Source organism: Micromonospora sp. WMMD987, assembly GCF_029581435.1.
GTDB lineage: Bacteria > Actinomycetota > Actinomycetes > Mycobacteriales > Micromonosporaceae > Micromonospora > Micromonospora rifamycinica.
Genome location: NZ_CP120861.1, coordinates 5,670,804 through 5,693,493 on the forward strand (window position 1 = coordinate 5,670,804; position 22,690 = coordinate 5,693,493).

At 74.5% G+C, this 22,690-nt stretch carries 20 protein-coding genes and 1 tRNA gene; 8 read left to right on the top strand and 13 right to left on the bottom strand.

The window, feature by feature from the left end; translation table 11 throughout:
* Positions 1-3 precede the first annotated feature (3 nt).
* The 3 genes from cobA to cobC are packed head-to-tail and all read right to left on the bottom strand — an operon-like array spanning position 4 to position 3,499.
* Positions 4-1,275, bottom strand: a complete 1,272-nt coding sequence (gene cobA / locus O7612_RS23905) for a uroporphyrinogen-III C-methyltransferase (protein WP_282267511.1) — start codon at positions 1,273-1,275, stop codon at positions 4-6.
* Positions 1,272-2,414, bottom strand: a complete 1,143-nt coding sequence (locus O7612_RS23910; RefSeq protein WP_282274025.1) for a nicotinate-nucleotide--dimethylbenzimidazole phosphoribosyltransferase — start codon at positions 2,412-2,414, stop codon at positions 1,272-1,274. The genes cobA and O7612_RS23910 overlap by 4 nt, the downstream gene beginning before the upstream one ends.
* Complete coding sequence (gene cobC / locus O7612_RS23915; protein ID WP_282267513.1) at positions 2,414-3,499, bottom strand: Rv2231c family pyridoxal phosphate-dependent protein CobC; 1,086 nt, start codon at positions 3,497-3,499, stop codon at positions 2,414-2,416. Before cobC ends, O7612_RS23910 begins: the two co-directional genes overlap by 1 nt.
* A 136-nt stretch (positions 3,500-3,635) precedes the next feature.
* Between cobC and O7612_RS23920 the strand changes: the two genes are divergently transcribed.
* Positions 3,636-5,768, top strand: coding sequence for a transglycosylase domain-containing protein (locus O7612_RS23920; RefSeq protein WP_282267515.1), 2,133 nt, complete (start codon positions 3,636-3,638; stop codon positions 5,766-5,768).
* A 17-nt stretch (positions 5,769-5,785) separates the two neighbouring features.
* On the opposite strand, the gene O7612_RS23925 is transcribed toward O7612_RS23920, so the two are convergent.
* The gene (locus O7612_RS23925) at positions 5,786-7,162 is read right to left on the bottom strand and encodes a cobyrinate a,c-diamide synthase (protein ID WP_282267516.1); all 1,377 of its coding nucleotides are present in this window, start codon (positions 7,160-7,162) and stop codon (positions 5,786-5,788) included.
* 182 nt (positions 7,163-7,344) lie between these two features.
* Here O7612_RS23925 and O7612_RS23930 point away from each other — a divergent pair, with 182 nt between their 5' ends.
* Entirely contained in the window at positions 7,345-8,160 is an 816-nt protein-coding gene (locus O7612_RS23930; RefSeq protein WP_282267517.1) for an SURF1 family protein, read from the top strand.
* A 79-nt stretch (positions 8,161-8,239) separates the two neighbouring features.
* Here O7612_RS23930 and O7612_RS23935 read toward each other — a convergent pair whose 3' ends face one another.
* From O7612_RS23935 to O7612_RS23950, 4 genes are all read right to left on the bottom strand, one after another.
* Entirely contained in the window at positions 8,240-9,961 is a 1,722-nt protein-coding gene (locus O7612_RS23935) for an ATP-dependent DNA ligase (protein ID WP_282274026.1), read from the bottom strand.
* Between the two features lie 157 nt (positions 9,962-10,118).
* Complete coding sequence (locus O7612_RS23940) at positions 10,119-10,325, bottom strand: hypothetical protein (protein WP_067308586.1); 207 nt, start codon at positions 10,323-10,325, stop codon at positions 10,119-10,121.
* Between the two features lie 62 nt (positions 10,326-10,387).
* Entirely contained in the window at positions 10,388-11,755 is a 1,368-nt protein-coding gene (locus tag O7612_RS23945; RefSeq protein ID WP_282274027.1) for a dipeptidase, read from the bottom strand.
* A 96-nt stretch (positions 11,756-11,851) separates the two neighbouring features.
* Positions 11,852-12,499 (bottom strand): hypothetical protein, encoded by a 648-nt coding sequence (locus O7612_RS23950; RefSeq protein ID WP_348774311.1) that lies wholly within the window; start codon positions 12,497-12,499, stop codon positions 11,852-11,854.
* Positions 12,500-12,641: 142 nt separating this feature from the next.
* Between O7612_RS23950 and O7612_RS23955 the strand changes: the two genes are divergently transcribed.
* Positions 12,642-13,043, top strand: coding sequence for a rhodanese-like domain-containing protein (locus O7612_RS23955; RefSeq protein ID WP_282274028.1), 402 nt, complete (start codon positions 12,642-12,644; stop codon positions 13,041-13,043).
* A gap of 26 nt (positions 13,044-13,069) precedes the next feature.
* Here O7612_RS23955 and O7612_RS23960 read toward each other — a convergent pair whose 3' ends face one another.
* From O7612_RS23960 to O7612_RS29495, 3 genes are all read right to left on the bottom strand, one after another.
* Positions 13,070-14,614, bottom strand: coding sequence for a cobyric acid synthase (locus O7612_RS23960; RefSeq protein WP_282267519.1), 1,545 nt, complete (start codon positions 14,612-14,614; stop codon positions 13,070-13,072).
* Complete coding sequence (locus O7612_RS23965) at positions 14,611-15,648, bottom strand: cobalamin biosynthesis protein (RefSeq protein WP_282267520.1); 1,038 nt, start codon at positions 15,646-15,648, stop codon at positions 14,611-14,613. Before O7612_RS23965 ends, O7612_RS23960 begins: the two co-directional genes overlap by 4 nt.
* Positions 15,649-15,769: 121 nt before the next feature.
* Positions 15,770-16,684, bottom strand: a complete 915-nt coding sequence (locus tag O7612_RS29495; protein WP_348774249.1) for a single-stranded DNA-binding protein — start codon at positions 16,682-16,684, stop codon at positions 15,770-15,772.
* A 404-nt stretch (positions 16,685-17,088) separates the two neighbouring features.
* On the opposite strand from O7612_RS29495, the gene O7612_RS23975 reads away from it, so the two are divergent.
* Entirely contained in the window at positions 17,089-17,517 is a 429-nt protein-coding gene (locus tag O7612_RS23975) for an HPF/RaiA family ribosome-associated protein (protein WP_282267522.1), read from the top strand.
* Positions 17,518-17,690: 173 nt separating this feature from the next.
* Positions 17,691-18,749, top strand: coding sequence for an alpha/beta hydrolase (locus O7612_RS23980; protein WP_282267523.1), 1,059 nt, complete (start codon positions 17,691-17,693; stop codon positions 18,747-18,749).
* A 17-nt stretch (positions 18,750-18,766) separates the two neighbouring features.
* Here the strand turns inward: O7612_RS23980 and O7612_RS23985 are convergent, their stop codons facing one another.
* Positions 18,767-19,450 carry a hypothetical protein gene (locus O7612_RS23985; RefSeq protein WP_282267524.1) on the bottom strand — a complete coding sequence of 228 codons (684 nt, stop codon included), beginning with the start codon at positions 19,448-19,450 and terminating at the stop codon, positions 18,767-18,769.
* 150 nt (positions 19,451-19,600) lie between these two features.
* Between O7612_RS23985 and O7612_RS23990 the strand changes: the two genes are divergently transcribed.
* Positions 19,601-19,673 (top strand) — tRNA-Arg (locus O7612_RS23990).
* A 13-nt stretch (positions 19,674-19,686) separates the two neighbouring features.
* Here the strand turns inward: O7612_RS23990 and O7612_RS23995 are convergent.
* Positions 19,687-20,238 carry a helix-turn-helix domain-containing protein gene (locus O7612_RS23995; RefSeq protein WP_282267525.1) on the bottom strand — a complete coding sequence of 184 codons (552 nt, stop codon included), beginning with the start codon at positions 20,236-20,238 and terminating at the stop codon, positions 19,687-19,689.
* Positions 20,239-20,312: 74 nt separating this feature from the next.
* Here O7612_RS23995 and O7612_RS24000 point away from each other — a divergent pair, with 74 nt between their 5' ends.
* Together O7612_RS24000 and O7612_RS24005 are read left to right on the top strand one after the other, a co-directional pair.
* Positions 20,313-20,957: a dihydrofolate reductase family protein gene (locus tag O7612_RS24000; protein WP_282267526.1), complete on the top strand. Its 645-nt coding sequence runs from the start codon at positions 20,313-20,315 to the stop codon at positions 20,955-20,957.
* Positions 20,958-21,176: 219 nt separating this feature from the next.
* Positions 21,177-22,598, top strand: coding sequence for a hypothetical protein (locus O7612_RS24005; protein WP_282267527.1), 1,422 nt, complete (start codon positions 21,177-21,179; stop codon positions 22,596-22,598).
* Positions 22,599-22,690 lie beyond the last annotated feature (92 nt).

The following is a 22,690-nucleotide window of genomic DNA, read 5'->3' on the forward strand; positions in this document are numbered from 1 at the left end:
CGGTCAGCCGGTGAGGGCGTCGACCACCTCGCCGACCACCACGATGGCCGGTGGGCGCAGGCCCGCTACGGCCACGTCCGCCGCCACCGCGCCGAGGGTCGACCGGAGGCTGCGCTGCGCGCCCGTGGTGCCCTCCTGGATCACCGCGACCGGGGTGGCCGCGTCCCGGCCGTGGCGGGTCAGGGTGGCCGTGATGGCGGCCAGATTCTTCAGCCCCATCAGCACCACCAGGGTGCCGCGCAGGCCGGCGAGGGCCTCCCAGCGCACCAGGGAGGCCGGCGAGTCCGGGGCGACGTGCCCGGAGACCACGGTGAACTCGTGCGCCACCGCCCGGTGGGTGACCGGGACACCGGCCGCCGCCGGCACGGCGATCGCACTGGTCACCCCGGGCACCACCGTCACCGGCACCCCGGCCGCCGCACAGGCCAGCAGCTCCTCCCCGCCCCGGCCGAAGACATACGGGTCGCCGCCCTTGAGCCGGACCACCACCTTCCCGGCGAGCGCCCGGTCGACCAGGATCCGGTTGATCTCCTCCTGGGTCCGTGACGGGCCGTAGGGGATCTTGGCGGCGTCGACCAGCTCAACGTCGGGGCGCAGCTCGTCCAGGAGGAGTCCGGGCACCAGCCGGTCGGCGACCACCACCTCCGCCTCGGTGAGCAGCCGCCACCCCTTCACCGTGATCAGCTCCGGGTCACCCGGTCCCGCGCCGACCAGCGCCACCCGCCCGACCGGGCCGGCGGGCGGCGTCACCGCGTCGCCCGCCCCGACCGGCACCGGCGGGCCGACGACGACCCCGGCCACCGGGCCGACACCGGCCGCGGCCTGCGCGTCGAGCAGTTCCCGCACGGCGTCCCGGACGCCCACCGCCCGGCGCGGGTCGCCCCCGCCGAGCACGGCGACGGTGACCGGACCGTGCCGGGTGACCGCCGGCGTCCACGCGGTGGCCGCCGCCCGGTCGTCGGCCCGGACGCAGAAGATCCGGCGTTCGGCGGCGACCGCGCTGACCGCGGCGGCGGCGAGCGGATCGTCCACCGCGACCTGCACCAACCACGCGCCGTCGAGGTCGTCGGGGGCGAACCGGCGGGGCCGCCAGTGCAGCCGCCCGGCGTCGACGTGCGCCCGCAGCGCCGGGGTCACCTCGGGCGCGACGAGCAGGACCTCGGCGTCGGCGTCCAGCAGGGCGGGCACCCGGCGGGTGGCCACCGCGCCGCCGCCCACCACGACCACCCGCCGCCCGGCGAGCCGCAGGCCGAGAGGGTACGGATTGGCTCTCACTTCTCGGAGACCCCCGCCGCGTCGAAGGTGGCCACCTCGTGCAGCACCCGGACCGCGCCGGTGAGCACCGGCAGCGCCAGCAACGCCCCGGTGCCCTCGCCGAGCCGCAGGCCCAGGTCGACCAGCGGGTCGAGACCGAGGTGCCGCAGCGCCACGGTGGCACCCGGCTCGGCGGACCGGTGCCCGGCGACCATCGCACCGACCGCGTCGGGGGCGAAGGCGGCGGCGGCGAGCGCGGCGCTGGTCGCGATCACCCCGTCGAGCAGCACCGGCACCCGGCGGGCCGCCGCGCCGAGGAGCAGACCGGCCAGCGCCGCGTGCTCCAGGCCACCGACGGCGGCCAGTACCCCCAGCGGATCGGCCGGGTCGGGCCGGTGCCGGTCCAGTGCCGTCCGCACCACCCCGACCTTGCGCCGGTACGTCTCGTCGTCGACCCCGGTCCCCCGACCGGTCGTCCCGGCCGGGTCGACCCCGGTGAACGCGGCGACCAGCGCGGCGGACGGCGTGGTGTTGGCGATCCCCATGTCCCCGGTGAGCAGCACGCCCGCCCCGGCGTCGATCAGCTCACCGGCGACCCGGATGCCGACCTCGACGGCCGCCCGCGCCTCGTCCCGGGTGAGCGCGGCGGTGACCGTCATGTCCCGGGTGCCCCGCCGGACGTTGGCGTCGACCAGGCACGGCGTCCGGTCCGGTCCGCCGCTGTGGGCGGGGTCGCCGGCCACCTCCGCCACGGCGGCGGCGGGGTCGCCGGCCACGGCGGCGGGGTCGCCGGTCGGGAACGGCAGCGGGGTGGCCACCCCGACGTCGACCACGGTGACCGAGGCACCGGCCTGCCGGGCGAACGCGTTGACCACCGCCCCGCCGGCCAGGAAGTTCCCGATCATCTGGGCGGTGACCTCCTGCGGCCACGGGGTGACCCGCTGGGCGTGCACGCCGTGGTCACCGGCGAAGACCGCCACCGCCGCCGGTTCGGGCAGCGGGGGCGGGCAGGTCCCGGCCAGCCCGGCCAGGCGTACGGACAGCTCCTCCAGGGCACCGAGTGAGCCGGCCGGTTTGGTGAGCCGGGCCTGGAGGTCCCGGGCGGCCGCCATCGCCGCCTCGTCAGGCGGGCCGATCGCCGCGATCGTCGTCTCCACCATCATGCCTCCAGGATCTCCGCCAGTACCTCGATGAACGCGTCGGTGGTCGCCGGGTCGCGCACGGCGACGCGCAGCCAGTCCGGTCCCAGCCCGGGGAAGGTGTCGCCCCGGCGGACGGCCCAGCCACGGTCGCGCAACGCCTCGCGTACCCGGTCGCCGCCGGGCCGGTGGATCAGGACGAAGGCGCTGGCCGGGCGGCCCGCGACGCGTACCCCGGGCAGGGCCGACAGGCGGCTCACCAGGTGGTCGCGGTCGGCGGCGAGCCGGGCGGCGATGGCGCGCTCGGCGGCGACGGCGGTCGGTGACGCGACGGCGGTGGCGGCGGCCAGCGCCGGGGTGGAGACGGGCCAGAGCGGCTGCACGGCGGCGAGGCGCTCCAGCAGGGCGGGCGCACCCAGCAGGTAGCCGATCCGCAGACCGGCCAGTCCCCAGGTCTTGGTGAGGCTGCGCACCACCACCAGGCCGGGCAGGTCACACCGGCCGGCGAGCGACTCCGGCTCACCCCGGACACCGGGTGCGCCCGTGGTGTCGGCGAACGCCTCGTCGACCACGAGCACCCGGCCCGGCCGGGCCAGGGCGGCCAGGTCGGCGGCGGGGTGCAGCACCGAGGTCGGGTTGGTCGGGTTACCGATCATGACCAGGTCGGCGTCGGCCGGCACCCGGGCCGGGTCGAGCCGGAAGCCGTCGTCCGGGTCGAGGAGCACCCGCTCGACGCGGTGTCCGGCGGCCCGCAGCGCGGCCTCCGGCTCGGTGAACTGCGGGTGCACCACCACCGGCCGGTGGACCCCGGACAGGGCGCGGGCGAGCAGCACGAAGCCCTCGGCGGCGCCGGCGGTGAGCAGCACCTCCGCCGGCGGGCGGCCGTGCCGGGCGGCGACCGCGGCGCGGGCCGGGCGGGGGTCGGGGTAGCTGGCCAGTCCGGCCAGGGCGGCGGTGATCGGGGCGGCCAGCCAGTCCGGCATCGGATCCCGGCGGACGTTGACGGCCAGGTCGACCAGGCCGGGGGTGGCCTCGACGTCCCCGTGGTGGGCGAGATCCGGTTCGCCGGTGGTGGTCGGCGCGACGCCGGTCGGTTGCCCGTGCATGACCGCGATCCTGCCGGGAAGCCGGCGTGGTGGACAGCCGAACCCGGCGTGGGACACATCACGGCCACCGATGGGACGCTGACGGCGTTCATGAATTCTTCTCATGGATGATACGGAAATGTCATAACTTGACCAGGTGAGCAATCGACCCCTTGCCGCCGCAGGTCGTTCCGTTCCACTCCTCCGCGCCGGGCTGATCGCCGGCGTCGTGCTCGCCGCCGTGGCGTACCCGCTGGCCGCCGTGACCGGCCTCGGCGCCAAGGCCACCGCGCACGCCGTGGAGCACAAGACGAACATCCTGCGCACCGCGCTGCCCGCCGAGACCTCCTACCTCTACGCCCCGGACGGCAAGACGATCCTGACCATGTTCTACGAGGAGTACCGGCAGTACACCAAGTTGTCGGACATGTCGCCGAACATCCAGCAGGCCATCGTCGCCGCCGAGGACAACCGCTTCTACCAGCACGCGGGCGTCGACCCCAAGGGCGTCGCCCGGGCCTTCGTGGCCAACGCCCGCTCCAGCGGCGTCTCCCAGGGCGCGTCGACGCTGACCATGCAGTACGTCCGGATGGCGCTACGGGACAGCGCGCAGACACCCGAGGAGGTGCAGGAGGCCACCCAGCAGACCAGCCTGCGCAAGGTCAAGGAGATGCGGATGGCGCTGGACATCGAGAAGGAGCTGACCAAGGAGCAGATCCTGGAGCGCTACCTCAACTCGGCGTACTTCGGCCACCGGGCGTACGGCATCTACGCGGCGGCCCAGATCTTCTTCTCGAAGACCCCGGCCACCCTCAGCCCGGTCGAGGCGGCCACCCTCGCCGGCCTGGTCAAGTCCCCCTCCGAGTACGACCCACTCAGCTCCGACCAGAAGGACGCCACCGACCGGCGCAACTACGTCCTCGACAAGATGGCCCAGCTCAACTACCTGTCCCCGGACGCCGCCGCGACGGCGAAGAGCGAACCGATCCGCACCCGGCCCACCACCCCGGCCAACGACTGCGCCTCGATCACCGGCGCGTACAACGCCTGGGGCTTCGCCTGCGACTACGTGAAGAACTGGTGGAGCGCCCAGCCCGCGTTCGGGGAGAACCGGCTGGAACGGATGGACAAGTTGCGCCGGGGCGGCTACCGGATCGTGCTGAGCCTCGACCCGAAGGTCCAGGCCGCCGCCGAGAAGAACGTCGGCGCGAAGGAGCGGGTCGGCAGCCCCTTCGCCAACGGGATCGTGGTCGCCGAACCGGGCACCGGACGGATCAAGGCGATGGCGGTGAACCGCACCTACTCCCTGGACGTCGGCGAGAACGGCCCCAGCTCCAACCCGGAGGCCGACCCGAAGACCAAGGCGAACTACCCGAACACGGTCGCCCCGCTGCTCGGCGGCGGCACCCTCCCCGGGTACCAGGCCGGCTCGACGTTCAAGATGTTCCCGATGCTGGCCGCCCTGGACGCCGGGATGCCGCTGTCCACCGCGTTCGACTCGCCGCACACCTACCGGTCGGCCGTCTACGACGGGTGGGCACCGTCCAACGCCAGCGGGGCGATGACCGGCCGGCAGACCATGTGGTCCGGGTTCGGCAAGTCGGTCAACACCTACTTCGTCCAGCTGGAGGAGAAGATCGGCGCGGACCGGGGGGTGCACCTCGCCGAGCAGTTGGGCCTGCGCTGGCGGACCGACGTCGACAAGGAGCAGGCGTCGCCCGCCAAGGCGAAGAAGTGGGGCGCGTTCACCCTGGGCGTCTCCGACGCCACCCCGCTGGAGATGGCCAACGCGTACGCCGCGATCGCCGCCGACGGCCGGTACTGCGAGGCGATGCCGGTGAACTCGATCACCAACCGGGACGGCACCCCGGCCACCTACCGCACCGCCGGTGGCATCGAGCGGGAGGTCGCCAAGCCCCGCTGCCGGCAGGTGGTGAACGCCGACGCGGCGCGGGCCGCCACCGACGCGGCGCGCTGCCCCACCGGGGACACCCCGGCCAAGGGGAGCTGCGGTGGCTGGTCGACGGCGGACAGCGTCCGCCGCACGGTGGGCCGCCCGGTGGCCGGCAAGACCGGCACCACCGACAGCACCCGGTCGGCCTGGTTCGTCGGCTACACGCCGGAGCTGGCGGCGGCGAGCTTCATCGCCGACCCGGACAACCCGTTCAACGCGGTCGGTGACGGGCAGTCGCAGATCCCGGTCAACGCGGTCGCCCAGACCCTGCGGGACGGCCTCAGGGGCACCCCGACCCGCCAGTTCACCCCACCGTCGGACGCCATCGTCGGCTGAGCGGCCAGGCGACGCGGTCAGGCCGGGGCGGCGACGCCCTCGACCGGCGACGGCAGCGCCGCCGCCGTCACCAGCCGGGTCGCGATCCCGGGGTACGCCGCCCAGTGCAGGCCGAGCTGGGAGGCGTGCACGCCCCGCCAGACGAAGCCCTCGGGCGTGCCGCCCTCCCAGCTCCACGCGGCCCGCTGACCCGACCGGGGGGTGAGCACGGCACCGTGCTGCTTGTAGCCCACCACCGTCGTCCCGGCGGCGGCGACCACGCTGTCGGACTGGGCGACCGCCTCCCGGTAGCCCACCACCAGGCCGTCCCGGCTGGCCCCGATCGCGTCCAGCACCCCGCACATCGGCAGGCCGTCCAGCTCGCGGGCCAGCCACAGCAGGCCGGTGCCCTCGGCGATCACCGGCCGCCCGGTGCGGGCCAGCTCCGCCACCGCGATGCAGAGCCGGCGGTTGGCCGACAGGTCCCGCGCGTACGACTCGGGCAACGCGCCGCCGACCACCAGCGCGCGGGTGCCGGCGGGCAGCGCCTCGTCGCGCAGCGGGTCGACGGTGACCACCTGCGCCCCGGCGGCCCGGAGCAGCTCGGCGACCTCCGGGTGGCCGTAGCTGCCGCCCGGCCCTCCGGCGAGCGCCACCACCGGCGCGTCCCCGACCGCCGCCCCGGTGGCCGGCGACCACGGCGCGACGGAGAGCGCCGGGGCGGACCGGGCCAGCGCGAGCAGGCGCTCCAGGTCGACCGTGCCGGCGACCGCCTCGCCGAGCCGGCGGACCGCCCGGGTCGCCTCCGGGTCGCGGGCGAGCACCGGCACCACGCCGTGCCGGCGCGAGGGCAGCACCGGGGGCAGCTCGTGGCGACGCAGCGCGCCGTAGACCGGCACGCCGACGTCGTCGAGCGCCTCCCGGAGCATGGCCTCGTGCCGGCCGGACGCCACCTGGGTGAGGATCACCCCACCCAGCCAGAGCTGCTCGTCGTACGAGCGGAAGCCGTGCACCAGGGCGGCCACCGACTGCCCCATCGCCGCCACGTCCACCGCCAGCACGACGGGGCTGCGCAGCACGGTCGCGACGGCGGCGGTGGACTCCGCCTCGGGGCGGCCGGCGACCGAGTCGTACAGACCCATGGTGCCCTGGACCAGGGCCAACGCGGCACCCTGGGCACCGTGCGCGAAGAGCGGCCCGAGCCGGTCGGCGCCGGTCAGCCGGGGGTCGAGGTTGCGCCCGGGTCGGCCGGCGGCCAGCCCGAGGTACGCGGCGTCGACGTGGTCCGGCCCGACCTTGAACCCGGCGACGTCGAGCCCCCGGTCGGCGAGGGCGGCGAGCAGCCCGACGGAGAGCGCGTTGGTGCCGTGACCGGAGGACGGCGCGCTGAACACGAGGCGCGGCACGGCGGTCATCATCGACTCCTCGGTGGTGACGGACAGTAGTGCGCGGACGGCCGGGAGGAACACCGGCGGCGGTCCGCCCGCGTGACCATACCCGCCCGCACCGGCGGCGGAAGTCCGCCGATCCGGCGTCGTACGGATCGGTCCCGGGCCGTCGCGGAGGGTGGCCTCCGTCATACGGGTAGCCTCGTGCCGTGTACCGGTTCCTGCTGACCCCGCGCTGGTTGGGCATCCTCGCGCTGACCCTGGCCGCCGCCGCCGTCATGGTGCTGCTCGGCAACTGGCAGCTGGACCGCTACCGGGAACGCACCGCGGTCAACGAACGCATCGACGCCGGCACCGCGGGCACGCCCGCGCCGCTGCGGTCCACCCTGCCCGCCCCGACCGGCGGCGCGGGCACGGTCGGCCCGCCCCCCGCCGAGCAGGCCGAGTGGAGCAGGGTCACCGCCACCGGCCGGTACGACCCCGCGCACGTCGTCCTGGTCCGGGGCCGGACGGTGGAGAGCAGGGTCGGCTTCGAGGTGCTCGCCCCGCTGGTGCTGGACGACGGCACGGCGGTGCTGGTCGACCGGGGCTGGGTTCCCCCGGCCCCCGGCGGCGCGACGGCCGTGCCCCAGGTGCCCGCGCTGCCGACCGGGGAGGTGACCGTCGTCGGCCGGGTGCACCCCACCGAGACCGGCGGCAACGGCGTCGACCGGCGCGACGGCCGGTTGGAGACCCGACGGGTGACCGTCGACCGGCTGGCCCGGGAGCTGCCGTACCCGCTGCACGGGGCCTACCTGCTGCTCGACGAGCAGACCCCGGCGAACGACCCGGCGTTCCGGGCGGTGCCGATCGGGCACGCGAACAACTGGCAGAACTTCGGCTACGTCGTCCAGTGGTGGCTGTTCGCCGTGATGACGCTGTTCGGCTACGGCTGGGTGGCCCGCCGGGAGGCCCGCCGCGCCGCCGGCCTGGACACGCCGAAACTCCCCGTCGACCGGGCCGCCGAACCCGCCAACCCCGCCTGAGCGGTGCCGCGGCCGCCCTCGGCGGGCACCTCCCGGTGTCAGCCCGGCCGGTGGTCCGCCCTGCCGTGCGGTGCCCGGCTCAGCCGGCGGAACGCCCCGCGTGCAGGGCGCGGACCGTGTCGATGGTGTCGGCCTCGGCGGCCGACTTGTCGTCGCGGTAGCGCAGCACCCGGGCGAACCGGAGGGCCACCCCGCCCGGGTAGCGGGTGCTGGCGAGCACGCCGTCGAAGGCGACCTCGACCACCTGCTCGGGACGCACCCGGACCACCCAGTCGCCGCGCTCCACGGCCAGCCCGAGGAACCGTTCGGTCTGCCAGCGCAGCACCTCGTCGGTGAGGCCCTTGAAGGTCTTGCCGAGCATCACGAAGTCACCGGTACGCGGATCCCGGGCACCCAGATGGAGGTTGGACAGCCAACCCTGCCGTCGGCCGCTGCCCCACTCGACCGCCAGCACCACCAGGTCGAGGGTGTGCCGGGGTTTGACCTTGACCCAGGCCGAGCCACGCCGACCGGCGTCGTAGGGGGCGTCCGGCGACTTCACCACGATCCCCTCCTGGCCGGCGTCGAGCGCGGCGGCGAACGCCGCACCGGCCTGCTCCGGGTCGTCGACCTCGACCCGGCCCACCAGCAACGACCCGTCGACCACCTCGGCGAGCCGGGTCCACCGCCGCCGGCCGGGCAGGTCGATCAGATCGTCGCCGTCGAGGTGCAGCAGGTCGAAGAAGTACGGCGTGAGCACCGCCGGGTCGGCCGGGTCGGTGACGGCCCGCACCGCAGCCTCGACCGGATCACCGGCGGCTGGCACGACCAGGGCACCGGCGGCTGGCACGGCCAGATCACCGGCGGCTGGCACGGCCGGATCACCGGCGGCTGGCACGGCCGGATCGGCCCGGTCAGGGTCGGCCGGAGCGGGACCGGTGGGACCGGTCGCCCTGCCGGGAGACCTGCGGGCGGCCCGGCTGGAGGTCTGCGGGAACGGCAGCGGGCGGCCGGCGGCGTCCAACCCGATCGCCTCGCCGTCGAGCACCAGTTCCCGGACCGGCAACGCCCGGACCGCCGCGACCACCTCGGGCACCCGCGCGGTGATCTCGTCCAGGCTGCGGGTGAAGACCGCGACGTCGTCACCGGAGCGGTGCACCTGGATACGGATGCCGTCGAGTTTCACGTCGACCACCGCCGGAACCCCGGTGACCGCGAGCGCGGCGTCGACCGACGGGGCGCTCGACGCCAGCATCGGTGCGAGCGGACGGCCCACCTGGAGCCCGAACCCGGCCAGCGCGGCGGCACCGCCGGTGCGGGCGGCCACCGCGACGGCCCGCAGGTCGCCCACGAGCAGCAGCGCCCGCCGTACCGCCGCCACCGGCACCTCGGCGGCCCGGGCGATGGCGTCGGCGAGCAGGCCGGCCTGGGCGCCCTGGCGCAACTCGCCACGGAACAGGTCGACCAGGAACCGCTGCTCGTCGGCGGTGGCGGCACCGAGCAGCGCGGTGAGCAGGTGCCGGCGGCGGGCCTGGGAGCCGGGGCCGTGCACGGCGGCGATCCCGTCGACGGCCGCGTCGACGGCGGTCACGGTCAGCGTCGGCTCAGCGGCCGGCGGGGGCAGGTCGCGCAGGCTGGCCCAGCCCACGCCGGTCTGCCGCTGGCGCAGCTCACCGGCGAGATAGCCGGAGCCGACGGCCACCTCGGACGGGTCGAGCGCCCGCAGCGCACCGGCCAGCAGCTCCACCTTGGCGCGTCGGCCGGTGGTGGCCGAGACGGCCGCGGAGGTGGCTGCCAGGTCGAGGAACCGCACGCACCTCATCCTGCCAGCCACCCCCGACACCACCCGGGCATTGCCGTACCCGGGCCGTCTGTCTGTCCGGGCACGGCACGGCACGCCCGGCCGCCGGCCGGGCACGTCCGCACGGGACGGCCGGCCGGGCCGACCCCGGCGACGGGGTGCACCCCGGACCACCCGCTCAGGCCGAGACGGGCTCCTCGACGCGCAGGCCACGGGCGCGGACCCCGTCGGCGACCCGGGACAGCACGCCGTCCAGGGCGACCAGCACCGCCGAAAGCTCGCCGAGCTGTTCCTTGAGCGTGTCCTCGGGCCACGCGGAGACGTCGACGTCCCCCAGAGCGCTCACGGCGGCTTCCAGCCGCGTCATCACGTCGTTCGTACGCATGTTCGAAAGGCTATACCAGGTGGTCTTCCGACACGCCGCAAACTCCGACATCGACCCCGAAGTTACCGTTCCGCGACCTGACCGACCGGCTGCCGCTGCCGGGCCACGTTCGCCAACAGCAACGCCTCGGCGAGGCAGACCCGGGCGAACTCGCCCAGGTGCAGGCTCTCGTTCGGGCCGTGCGCCCGCGCGTGCGGGTCCTCCACGCCGGTGACCAGGATCGCCGCCTGCGGAAACATCTCCTGGAAGGTCGCGATGAACGGGATCGAGCCCCCGATGCCGATGTCCACCGGCTCGGTCCCGTCCCAGGCGGCCCGGAACGCCGCGCGGGCGGCGTCGAACACCGGCCCCGAGGCGTCGATGACACACGGATCGCCGCCGCTCTCCAGGGTCACCGTCACCCGGGCACCCCACGGCGCGTGCTCCTCCAGGTGGGCACGGACCGCGTCGTACGCCCGCCGGGGGTCGTCACCCGGCGCGAGCCGTACGCTCAGCTTGGCCTTCGCGGCCGGGACCAGCGCGTTCGGTGCCTCGCCGGTGGCCGGGGCGTCGATTCCGAGCACCGCCACCGCCGGTCTGGTCCAGAGCCGGTCGGTGATCCGGCCGGTGCCGGTCAGCGACACCCCGTCGACCACGCCGGCCTCGGCCCGGAACCGGTCCTCCGGATAGTCGACGGGAGCGCCCGTGCGGCCGGCCAGGCCCGCGACGGCCACGTCCCCGGCGGCGTCGTGCAGCGTGGCCAGCAGCCGGACCAGGGCGGTCACCGCGTCCGGGACGGCACCGCCGAACATCCCGCTGTGCACCGCGTGGTCCAGGGTGCGAACCTCGACGAACAGGTTGACCAGGCCGCGCAGCGAGGTGGTCAGGGCCGGCACGCCCACGTCCCAGTTCGCCGAGTCGGCGATCACGATGACGTCCGAGGCGATCTCCTCGCGGTGCTCGGTGAGCAGCCGCTCCAGCGAGTCGGAGCCGTACTCCTCCTCCCCCTCGATGAACAGCACCACGCCGACCGGGAGCTGGTCGCCGAAGGCGCGCAGGGCGGCGACGTGCGCCATGATGCCGGCCTTGTCGTCGGCGGCACCGCGCCCGTAGAGGCGACCGTCCCGCTCGACCGGCTCGAACGGCGCGGACTCCCACAGCGACAGGTCGCCGACGGGCTGGACGTCGTGGTGGGCGTACAGCAGCACGGTGGGTGCGCCGGGCGGGGCGGGACGCGTCCCGATGACCGCCGGCTGACCGCCGGAACGCACGATCCGCACGTCGAGACCACAACCGCGCAGCAGCTCGGCGACCGCCTCGGCGGACCGCTCGACGTGGGAGTGGTCGAAGCCCTCGAAGGCGATGCCGGGAATGCGGACGAGGCGTTCCAGATCGGCACGGACACCGGGCATCTCGCGCGCGACGGCGGCCCGTACCTCGGACTCGGACATGATCGGAGAGGTCATGACCGGCATCGTATGCCGGCCTTACCGGGCGGTACCCGGCGAGCGGGAACCCACAGCCGGGGGACCGGATCAGGGACCGGATCAGGGTCGGGCTCGGCTCACGGGACCGGAACCGGGACCTGGGCCGGAGGCGGGCACCCGGCGGCGGACGTAGTAGCGGTCGCGGTCGTGCGGCAGGGTCGGTGCCCCGTCGACCACCAGGTCGACGGCGGTGGCGGTCCGGTCGGCCGCGAAATGCGCCTCCTCCCCGGTATGCCAGCGCCGCAGCTCCGGCAGCAGCTGCGGCCCGTCCCGGTCCAGCGCGCGGCGCAGCCGCAGCCCGGCCGGCGCGGTGACCTGCACCGACAGGGTCAGCTCCGGCCGGATCGCCGCCCGTGCCGCACTCACCCCCTCCAGCAGCAGCACCGGGGCCACCGGCACCGGCATCTCGCGGGGCAGGAACTCCCGCCGCAGCCAGCTGTAACGCCGGTAGGACCCGGCCCGGCCGGACCGCAGCGGGGCGAGCACCCGGTCCTCCAGGCGGGTCCAGAAGGTGAGCTGGTCGTCCCAGCCGTCGAGCAGGTCGTCGGTGTGCACCACCGGTGGCCGCCCGCCGTCGGGCAGCGCGGCGAGGGCGTCCGCGAGGCGCGCGGTGAAGGCGCTCTTGCCCGCGCCGCTGGGTCCGTCGACGGCCACCAGTCGGGTACGCCCCAACCGTGCCGGACCGTCGAGCACCCGCCGGGCCAGCATCGCGTACGCCTCGACCAGCGCCACCGTCACACCGGTGACGCTAGTGGGTGTCCCCCGTGAGCCTGGTTCCGCCGTGGGGAGTGCTGTTCGTCGGGCGGTGGTGGGGGTGCCGGGGCATGATCTGGACGTGCTCAATGACGTGATGAGTCCGGGCGTGGACGCCCTGCTGGAACAGGCCCGGGCCGGGCTGCGGCGGCTGAGTCCTCAGCAGACGGTCGAGGCGGTACGGGCGGGTGCGCTGCTGGTCGACACCCGCACCGAGGGGCAGCGTCGTGAGCAGGGGGAGCTGCCCGGCGCGATCGTCATCGACCGCACGGTGCTGGAGTGGCGGCTGGACCCGGCCAGCGAGTGGCGGATCCCCGAGGCCACCGGCTACGACCGGGAGATCGTGGTGGTGTGCCGGCACGGCTACAGCTCCAGCCTGGCGGCGGCCAGCCTCCAGGCGTTGGGCCTGCGCAACGCCACCGACATGACCGGCGGCGTGCGGGCCTGGCGGGAGGCCGGGCTGCCCCTGTCCGACCAGCCCGCCGACGTCCGTCTCTGACGCCCGACCGGTGGGCGGCGGCGCGGTCAGCCGGCGGGCGGTGCTCCGGGTGGCACGAACGGCAGGTCGGCCGGCGGACCGGACTCGACGAGCCGCCACAGCGCGGCGGTGTCGAGGTGCTCCTCGACCAGGTCGCCGAGCAGGTCGAGGGAGCGTTCGCGGGCGGCCGCGAAGGTGGTGTCCGGGGCGACGGTGAACCCGTGCCGACCGGCCGACCGGGCCACTGCGGTCAGGAACCGGCGGCGGAACTCGTCGGACTCGAAGGCCCCGTGCCAGTGGGTGCCGTGCACCGCGCCGAGCCGGGCACCTTCGGGGCGACCGTCGGCGTGGTGCAGCAGCGGGGGCAGCGCCGGGTCGGCGGTGGAGACGTACCCGTGGTGGATCTCGTAGCCGCGCACCGGGACGTCGGGGGCGGCGGTGCCGACCGCGGGGCGCACGGTCTTGGCCGGGTCGAAGGTGATCTCGATGGGCAGCAGGCCCAGGCCGGGGACGCTGCCCCGGCGGCTCTCCACCGGGTCGTGGATGGCGGTGGCCAGCATCTGGAAGCCGCCGCAGATGCCGAGCAGCGGCCGACCGGCGGCGGCGTGTGCGGTGACCGCCCCGGCGAGCCCGGTCTCACGCAGCCAGGCCAGGTCGGCGACGGTGGACTTGGAGCCGGGCAGGACGACCAGGTCGGCGGCGGCCAGCTCGGCGGGTTCGACGGTGAGCCGGACCCGGACGCCCGGCTCGGTGGCCAGCGCCTCCACGTCGGTGGCGTTGCTGATCCGGGGCAGTCGGACCACGGCGACGTCGAGCCAGTCGGTGCCGTACGGGGCGGCGGGCCGGCCGAGCACCCGCCCGTAGGCGAGCGAGTCCTCGGCGTCGAGCCAGAGGTCGAGGTGCCAGGGCAGCACCCCGTAGGTGGGGCGGCCGGTCACCCGGTGCAGCATGTCCAGCCCGGGGCGGAGCAGGCCCAGGTCACCCCGGAACTTGTTGATCACGAAGCCGGCGACCAGGGCCTGGTCGGCCGGGTCGAGCAGGGCGACCGTGCCGAACATCGAGGCGAACACGCCGCCCCGGTCGATGTCGCCGACCACGATGGTGGGGAGGTCGGCGTGCCGGGCCAGCCCCATGTTGACGTAGTCACCGGCCCGCAGGTTGATCTCGGCGGGGCTGCCGGCCCCCTCACAGATCACCACGTCGTACGCCGCCCGCAGCTCGGCCAGGGCCGCGTACGCCGTCTCGGCGAGCTTCGGGCGCAGGGTGCGGAAGTTGCCGGCGGTGACCGTGTCGACGGCCTCGCCGAGCAGCACCACCTGACTGGCCAGGTCGCTACCCGGCTTGAGTAGCACCGGGTTGAACCGCAGGTCGGGGGCGATCCCGCAGGCGGCGGCCTGCATCGCCTGGGCCCGACCGATCTCGCCGCCCCGCCCGTCCGGGCCGACCACCACGGCGGAGTTGTTGGACATGTTCTGCGCCTTGAACGGCGCGACGGCGACGCCCTGCCGGTGCAGCCAGCGGCAGATGCCGGCGGTGAGCACGCTCTTGCCCGCGTCGGACGTGGTGCCCGCGACGAGCAGCCCGCCGCTCATCGACCGTTCCCCGGGCCGGGGACGCCGAGGCGGGCGGTGAGCCGTCGGGCCGGGTTCCACAGCAGGGTGCGCCCGGTGGCGGCGACCAGCCGGCCACCGGTCAGCGGCCAGAGGGCGGCCAGGGCGAGCGCGGCCAGGCCGACCCGGCCGGAGAGCCGGGCGGCCCGTTTCAGGTGCCGGGCCTCGGGGCGCGGGCCGTCGCCGAGGAACGGCCGCACCTCGGAGCGTCCGAAGTAGACGTTCCGGCCGCCGAGCCGGACGCCCAGCGCCCCGGCCATGGCCGCCTCGCACTGACCGGCGTTGGGGCTGGGGTGGTCGTGGCGGTCCCGTCGCCAGACCTGCCAGGCCCGGTCCCGGTCGCCGTGGACGCTGGGCGCGGCGGCGACGGTGAGCAGCCCGGTCAGTCGGGCCGGCAGCAGGTTGAGCAGGTCGTCGAGGCGGGCGGCGGGGGTGCCGAACCGGGCGTAGCGGGGTGAGCGGTGCCCGACCATCGCGTCCAGGGTGTTCGCCGCCCGGTAGCCGAGCAGGCCGGGCAGGCCGGCGAGGGCACCCCAGACCAGGGGGGCGACGACGGCGTCGGAGGTGTTCTCGGCGACCGATTCGACGGTCGCGCGGGCCAGCTCGCCCTCGTCGAGGCGGGAGGGATCCCGACCGCAGAGGTGCCCGAGCCGGTTCCGGGCCGCCGGCAGGTCACCGGCGCGCAGGGCGGTGCCCATCACCGTCGCCTCGTGGCGCAGGGTCCTACCGCCGAGCACCGTCCAGGTGCCGACGGCCACGACCAGGACCCGGGCCACCGGGTGCCGCCGGGTGGCCCGGTCGACGGCCACGCCGAGCAGCACCGGCGCACCCACCGCGACGGCGGTGAAGACCGCTCCCGCGCGGCGGTCGGCCCGGTAGACCCGACGTTCGAGGATGCCGGCGGCCCGCCCGAAGCCGGCCACCGGATGCCCACGCCGGGGGTCGCCGAGCAGGCTGTCCAGCGCGTACCCGGCCACCAGTCCGACCGCGTTCGCCGCCGCTGTACGCCGCCCCACCCGCACCACCTCCGGCCGGCCAGCCTAGCCCCTGGGCGGGGTGGCCACGTCGCCGTCGCCACCCCACCCCCGCCCGTCGGAACCCGGCCCCGCGCCCCTTCCCCGACGCGGGGCCGGGTCGTCAGGCCGGGACCGGCACCCGACCCCGGCCCCGCCGGCCCCGACCCGCCGGACCGCCGGCCACCTCGGCCGGCGTCGGAGCGGCCGGACCGCCCGACGGGTGGTCGTCGCCGGGCTCCCCCTCGCCGCCCGGTCGACGCTCCTCACCGGACCGGCCCTCACCCGGTCGGCCCCCACCCAGCAGATCCTCGCCCAGCAGGTCCTCGCCCAGGCGGCCCTCGTCATCGGGTCGACCCGGGTCCGGCCGGTCCCCGCCACCCGGCCGGCTCTCGTCGGGCAGGCCCCCGCCACCCGGCCGGTTGTCCTCGTCGGGCAGCGGGGTCAGGTCGTCGTCGGGCTCGTCGTCGAGCGGGTCGGACGTCGGGGCGTACCCGCTGCCGGGCAGGTCGTGGCCGGCGCGCGGGAAACCGAAGCCGGACAGCTCGAAGTCGTCGTCGAGGGGACGGTCGTCCGGGCCGGCGGGGGCCTGCCCCGGCGGCACCGGCTCGGTCGGTTCGCCCTGCACCCGGTGGGCCGTCTCGTCGTCCTCCACGGTGCTGGTGGCCATGCTCGGCCGGTTACGCAGGAAGCGGGACCGGCCCCGGGAGAGGTCGTGCCCGACCGCGACCGCCTCCAACTCGTAGAGGACCCGGTGGTTGCCGGCGTCGTCGGTCCAGTCGCGGGTGTAGAGCCGCCCGGCGACCACCACCGGGTCGCCGACCATGATCGAGGCAGCCACCCCCTCGGCCAGCCTGCGCCAGCAGTTGACCCGGACGCGCAGGCTGTTGCCGTCCACCCAGCGACCGCTGTCCCGGTTCAGGCGGCGGGCGGTCGAGGCCACCTTGAAGTTGGCGACCAGGGTGTTGCTCTGGGCGGTACGACGCCATTCCGGCGCGGTCAGCACATTGCCGACGATCGTTACGTAGGTGTCAAACATCGTTCCCTCTCCAGGGTCCGGCGGATACGGTGCCGAGTCGACTCGGGATCGAGCCTGACCCGGCGCGGCATGCCGGCGCGAACACCCGACCCCGTCCTGTGGACAACCGGACCGGCTGTGGACGACAACCTGATCAAGGTCCCGGTGTGCTAGGCCGACCGGCCCTGGAGGCGGCCCCGGGATCGGACCAGGCTGAAACCACCAGAGACCGAGGGAGGCCAGTGGGATCGGGAACAGCAGGGTCGAGAAGGCGGCATCACCCGGAGTGAGGTCGACCCCGACTGGGTATTGAGTTGATCAACCAAGCGCCACCAGGCACGACGTCCGAGGAGAAAGGCAGTGCTGATGATTCGGACCCCGCTCCGCATGACCGGCTCCGTCCGCACCGAGCGGGAGGGGCGGCGATGAGCGCGGTGGCGAACCCGGCGACCGTGGCCGAGTGCCTGCGCATGGGCGCGGGCTTCTCCCAGGGCGACCGGAACTGGATCGTCGAGCAGTTCGGCACCCTGGACGCCCGGCTGGCCGCCTTCCACGCCGACGCCACCGAGCTGGAGGTGTCGGTCAAGGACCGGGAGGCCCGCGGGCAGAAGGTCACCCTGGAGTGCTGGATCGCCGGCCGGCAGAAGATCGTCACCACGTCGACCGAGGAGGACCTGCGGGCCGCCCTCAACGACGCCCGGGACGACCTGCGCCGCAAGCTCAACGACTCCAAGACCCGGCAGGAGCCCCGGCACAACAAGCACATCCGGGAGATGGCCGCCCCGCAGGCACCCGCGCCGCTGCCGGACCTCGACGCCGACGACGCCCCCCGGGTGGACGCCGAGACCGTCTGACCGGTCGCCGGAGTGTCCCCGTCCGCGTTCCCACCGGACGGGGACACTCCCCGGCGAGCCCCGCCGGACGGGGACGTTCCCCGGCCAGACCCGCCGGTGCCGGTGGTGCCGCCCGCACCCGCACCGCCGCCGGGGCTACCGCCGGGTAGGTCCACGGGCGTAGCGTCGCGGTTGTGGAACAGGACGTGCTGGGGCCGCCGTACGAGCGGCAGACGATCGACCTGGGCACCGACGACGAGGGGCCGGTGGTCGCGACGCTGGTCCGGCGGCGGGCGGACCGCCCGACCGGCCGGGCGGTGCTCTACGTGCACGGCTTCGTCGACTACTTCTTCCAGACCCACCTGGCCGACTTCTACGCCGCCCGGGGCTGGGACTTCTACGCTCTCGACCTGCGCAAGTACGGCCGCAGCCTGCTCCCCCACCAGACCCCGAACTTCTGCCGCGACCTGAGCGACTACTTCCCCGAGCTGGACGCCGCCGCAGAGATCATCCGTACCGGGGACGGGCACGACACCCTGCTCGTCATGGGCCATTCCACCGGCGGCCTGATCATCTCGCTCTGGGCACACGCCCGCCGCGACGCTGGCCTGGTCGACGGGCTCGTCCTGAACAGCCCCTTCTTCGACATCAACGCCCCCTGGCTGGTCCGTCGACCCCTCGCGGCGGCCGTCGCCCGGCTGGGCCGTCGCGCGCCGCACCGCGCCCTCCCCTTCGGCCTCGGCACCGTGTACGGCGAGAGCCTGCACGCCGACCATCGCGGCGAGTGGACGTACGACCTGACCTGGAAGCCGCTGGCCGGGTTCCCGGTGCGGGCCGGCTGGCTGGCCGCGATCCGCACCGCCCAACGGCAGCTCCGCGCCGGACTGGACATCCGCGTCCCGGTGCTGCTGGCCTGCTCGACCCGGAGCTTCCGGGGCACCCGCTGGCACGACTCGGCGGCCCTGGCCGACGCGGTGCTGGACGTGGAGCACATGGTCCGCTGGGCACCCCGGCTCGGCCGGCACGTCACCGTGGCCCGCTTCGACGGCGGCAAGCACGACCTGGTCCTCTCCGGCCCGACCGTACGCGAGCAGGTCTTCACCGAGGTCGGACGCTGGGCCGAGGCCTTCCTGGGTGCCGGCCCGACCCGCCCCGCCGACACCGCACCGACGGACGCGGAAGCCCCGGTGCCCGGCACCCGCGCCCCCAGCGCCGACGAGACCCCGGCCGCCAACGCCCTCCCGACCGCCTGACGGGTGCCTGCCGGCACTCAGGTGGCGGGCAGCGCGGCGAGCACCCGGTCGAGGGTGGCCACCGGATGCCCAGTTCCAGCCTCGCCGTCGGCGGGCAGCACCACGCCCAGGCAGCGCAGGCCGATCTCCCCGGTGGCGTCGGGGCGTACCCCGAAGACGGGAGCGCCGACGTAGCCGGCGGGGAGGTCGGCGGTGACCCGCAGCCGGTCGTCGTCGCGGACGGCCCGCTCGACGGCGACCTCCAGGGGACGGCTGCCGTCGACGCCGACGCCGAGGGCCAGCACGATCGCGGTGACCGGCCCGGCCCCGAAGCCGGCGAGGTCGTCCGCCCCGACGGCCACGGAGGCCGGCACCGGCTGCACCCGCCACCGCCAGCCCTGCCCCTCGGCGAACGCGTGCAGCCCGCCGGTCGGCAGGACCGCCACCCCGAGCCGCGCGTCACGTGCCCACCGCGCCGCAAGCTCCGCCAGCGGCACCGACGCACCGGCCACGCCGGCCGGCTCGGTGACGCTGGGCCGCAGGCCGAGCCGCCGCGCCCGCCCCGCCACGGCGTCGGCGGTCAGCAGGAACTCGCCGTCGGGACGCGCGAGGAAGAAGGCGGTACCCGGGTCGCCCGCCGCGTCGACCGGCAGGATGGCCCGGCCCAGGAGCTGGCACAGCTCGTAGGCGACCTCGTTCTCGACATCCGGCTCCAGCAGCACGACCCGAGGGTACGGCCCGACGCGCCAGCCGGATGAGGGGTGCCCCGACCGGGGGTGCCGTGCGACGCTGATCACGCGTGTCCGGAAGCGACCCGTTCCGCCGTACGGCGGGGGGTCGGCGGTACCCTCTTGGCGCGACACGTACGCCGCGCGCCCGTAGCTCAGCGGATAGAGCAGGGGACTTCTAATCCCAAGGCCGCAGGTTCGAATCCTGCCGGGCGCACAGGTACTTCGCCCTACTGAGGACTCGATGAGCGGTGGGGCCGGTCAGCGGCAGCTGCGGCACGCTCGTAGGCCAGGGTGAGTTCGGCGAGGACGCCGTCGGCGGGTTGCGGCCGGCCTTCAAGGTGGATGGCGCGAAGCTCGTCCATGAATCTCTGCCACATCTCAGGGCCGCCGTCGGCGAGGAGCTGGGCGCGGATCGACAGCTCGGGTGAGGTCGGAAGCCATCGGGAGCCCCACGCGCCGAGGTGCGCCATGACCGGGACGAGTTCGATCGCCGCCTCGGTCAGCCGATAGTCGATCTTCTGTCGGTGGCTCGGGTCGTCGTGGCGGCTGAGCAGGCCCGAGTTCACGAGCTTCGACAGGCGGCTGGCGAGGATGTTCGACGCGATGCCCTCGACCGAGTTCGTCAGGAGTTCGCGGAAGTGCCGGTATCCGCCGAACATGACGTCCCGCAGCACGACCAGGCTCCACCGGTCGCCCAGCAACTCGACCGTCAGGTTGATGGGGCACCCCGATTTTCCCTCAGGCACGGGTAGGCGACCGGCCCCAACTGGTTGCGGCATGCCACCAGCGTAGTACGGTGTTACCGGTTGCAAGTTGCTATCAGAAGCCGCCCGTCGGCCATCGAGGAGGATTCGTGCCGCAGCTGTTGAGGGTGCAGAGCTTCTGCTTGTCGCGTGACGGGTTCGGCACCGGCGAGGGGCAGAGCCTGGAACGCCCCTTCGGCCACGCCGACCCGACTCCCCTCTTCTCCTGGCGTGCCGCCACCGCCAGCTTCATCTACCGCACCGAACCCGGCGGCACTCGCGGGCTGGACGACTACCTGACCCGCGACTACGACCACAACATCGGCGCGGAGATCATGGGCCGCAACAAGTTCGGTCCCCAGCGTGGCCCGTGGGAGAACCACGAGTGGCAGGGCTGGTGGGGGGACAATCCGCCGTTCCACACGCCCGTCTTCGTCCTCACCCACCATGAACGCCCGTCGTTCACCCTGGCCGACACCACGTTCCACTTCCTCGACGCCAGCCCGGCCGAGGCGCTGTCGCGCGCGAGGCAGGCCGCCGCCGGTCGGGACGTACGCCTCGGCGGCGGAGTCGCCACGATCCGTGAGTTCATCGAGGCCGACCTGGTCGACACGATGCACATCGCCGTGGCACCCGTCGACCTCGGCCGGGGCGAACGGCTGTGGGACAGCCCTGAGGACCTTCTCGACCGGTTCCACCTGGAGTCGGTGCCGAGCCCCAGCGGGGTCACCCACCTGCTGTTCTGGAGACGATGACCTCGGCGGAGACCGGCCGCCTCGGCGAACAGCCGCCAACCCCCTGCACCTTTCGTGGCTGGCCAGTCACAACAGGTTACTTGCCGGTGGGCAAGCACATACCCACGACCTGGGAATGACCTTGTTCACTATCAATCCATATTGATCTATGTAACACAGCTCGTTTGGATGGACACGCACCGTCTACCGGCGGTGTCCACCACCAATCGAGGAGCATCCTTGCCCCGGTCCCCGTTCCGGACCCGACGACCGCGTACCCTCGCCGCCGTCACCGCCGCCACCCTGGCCACCGCCCTCGCGGTGCTCTCCGCCCCGACTCCCGCCCTGGCCTGGGGGCCCGGCAGCGAGCCGGCCCAGCCGTACGCGCAGCCGAGCATGCCCACCGTGCCCAAGCGCGGCTGCCAGTCCACCGTGGCCAACCCGGCCGCCCCGACCGGCGCGACCCCCGCCGTCCAGGTGATCTACGCCTGGCACGATGGCGTCGGCAACAACTACGAGGCCAACGTCGAGTACATCGCCAAGGTGGTGGACCGGATCGACTGGGCGCTCGACGAGTCGACCAACTACGACCAGCACTACAACCTGAGCTGCCGTACGGGCTACGACACCAGCACGTACGCCGGCTATGCCCGCGCCCTGGTCGTGCCCGAGAAGATCGACGCCGGGGCGAACCCGAACACCCCCGCCAGCACGGTCCGCAGTGACCTGGTCTCCGCCGGATACCAGGACAGCAACCGGATCTACCTGGTCTTCACCGACTTCGCGTCGAACTCCGACGCCTACCAGTGCCCGAACGGCGGGAACTCCAGCGGCACGCACTGCTCGGCGGTGACCGAGTCGTGGACGACCGGGGTCGCCGGACACGAGCTGCTGCACGTGCTCGGTGCCGGGCACGCCTGGATGGCCGAGACCGGGGCCTCCTACGTGCCCGACATCATGTACGGCTGGTGGGACAACTGGAACACCGATCCCGGGTTCCGCGGCTACTACGACCCGAGTGAGCTGTCGGCCAGCTTCTACATCGACCCGAGCCCGTCCACCGCGAAGGTGAACGTGGCGAACCACCCGATGCTGACCGCGCCGGTCTGCTGCGACGTCGGCGCGAACAACGACCTGCTCACCGCCGAGCAGCGCACCGTCGAGGCCGCCACCCCGGGCAGCAGCACGTCGACGTTCACCTCGTCGGGCGGCTGGCACCAGGTGACGCCCGCGTGCGGCATCTCGGGGAACTCCTGCACCTACTTCGACGGCCGGCGGTCGGTCCAGTTCAACACCTACACCGGGCCGTCCAACACGTCGTCGATCTCGCTGACGAACCGGGCCACGGTCACCGCCGGCCGGACGTACAAGCTGTTCACCCGGTTGCGCAGCGGCACGGCGGTCAACACCCAACTCCAGCTCGCCTGGTACAACTCCAGCGGCACCCTGCTGTCGACCAGCACCGGAGCCACCGACACGCTCGCCGGCAACTGGCTGGAGTACCGGACGACCGCCACCGCCCCGGCGAACGCCGCCAGCGTGCGGCTCACCGTGAACGTGCCGGCGCAGTCCACCACCGGCAACCAGGCCATCAACCTGGACAGCCTCCAGCTCAACGACTGTACGGCGAACACCGGCGGCACCTGCCGCTACGACACCTGAGGCACCGGCGGGGTGCGGGCGGCGCCCGTCCGTCCGCACCCCGCCCCGCCACCCCCGCTCCTCCGTCGACAGGCCGGACCGGGCGGGGCAGC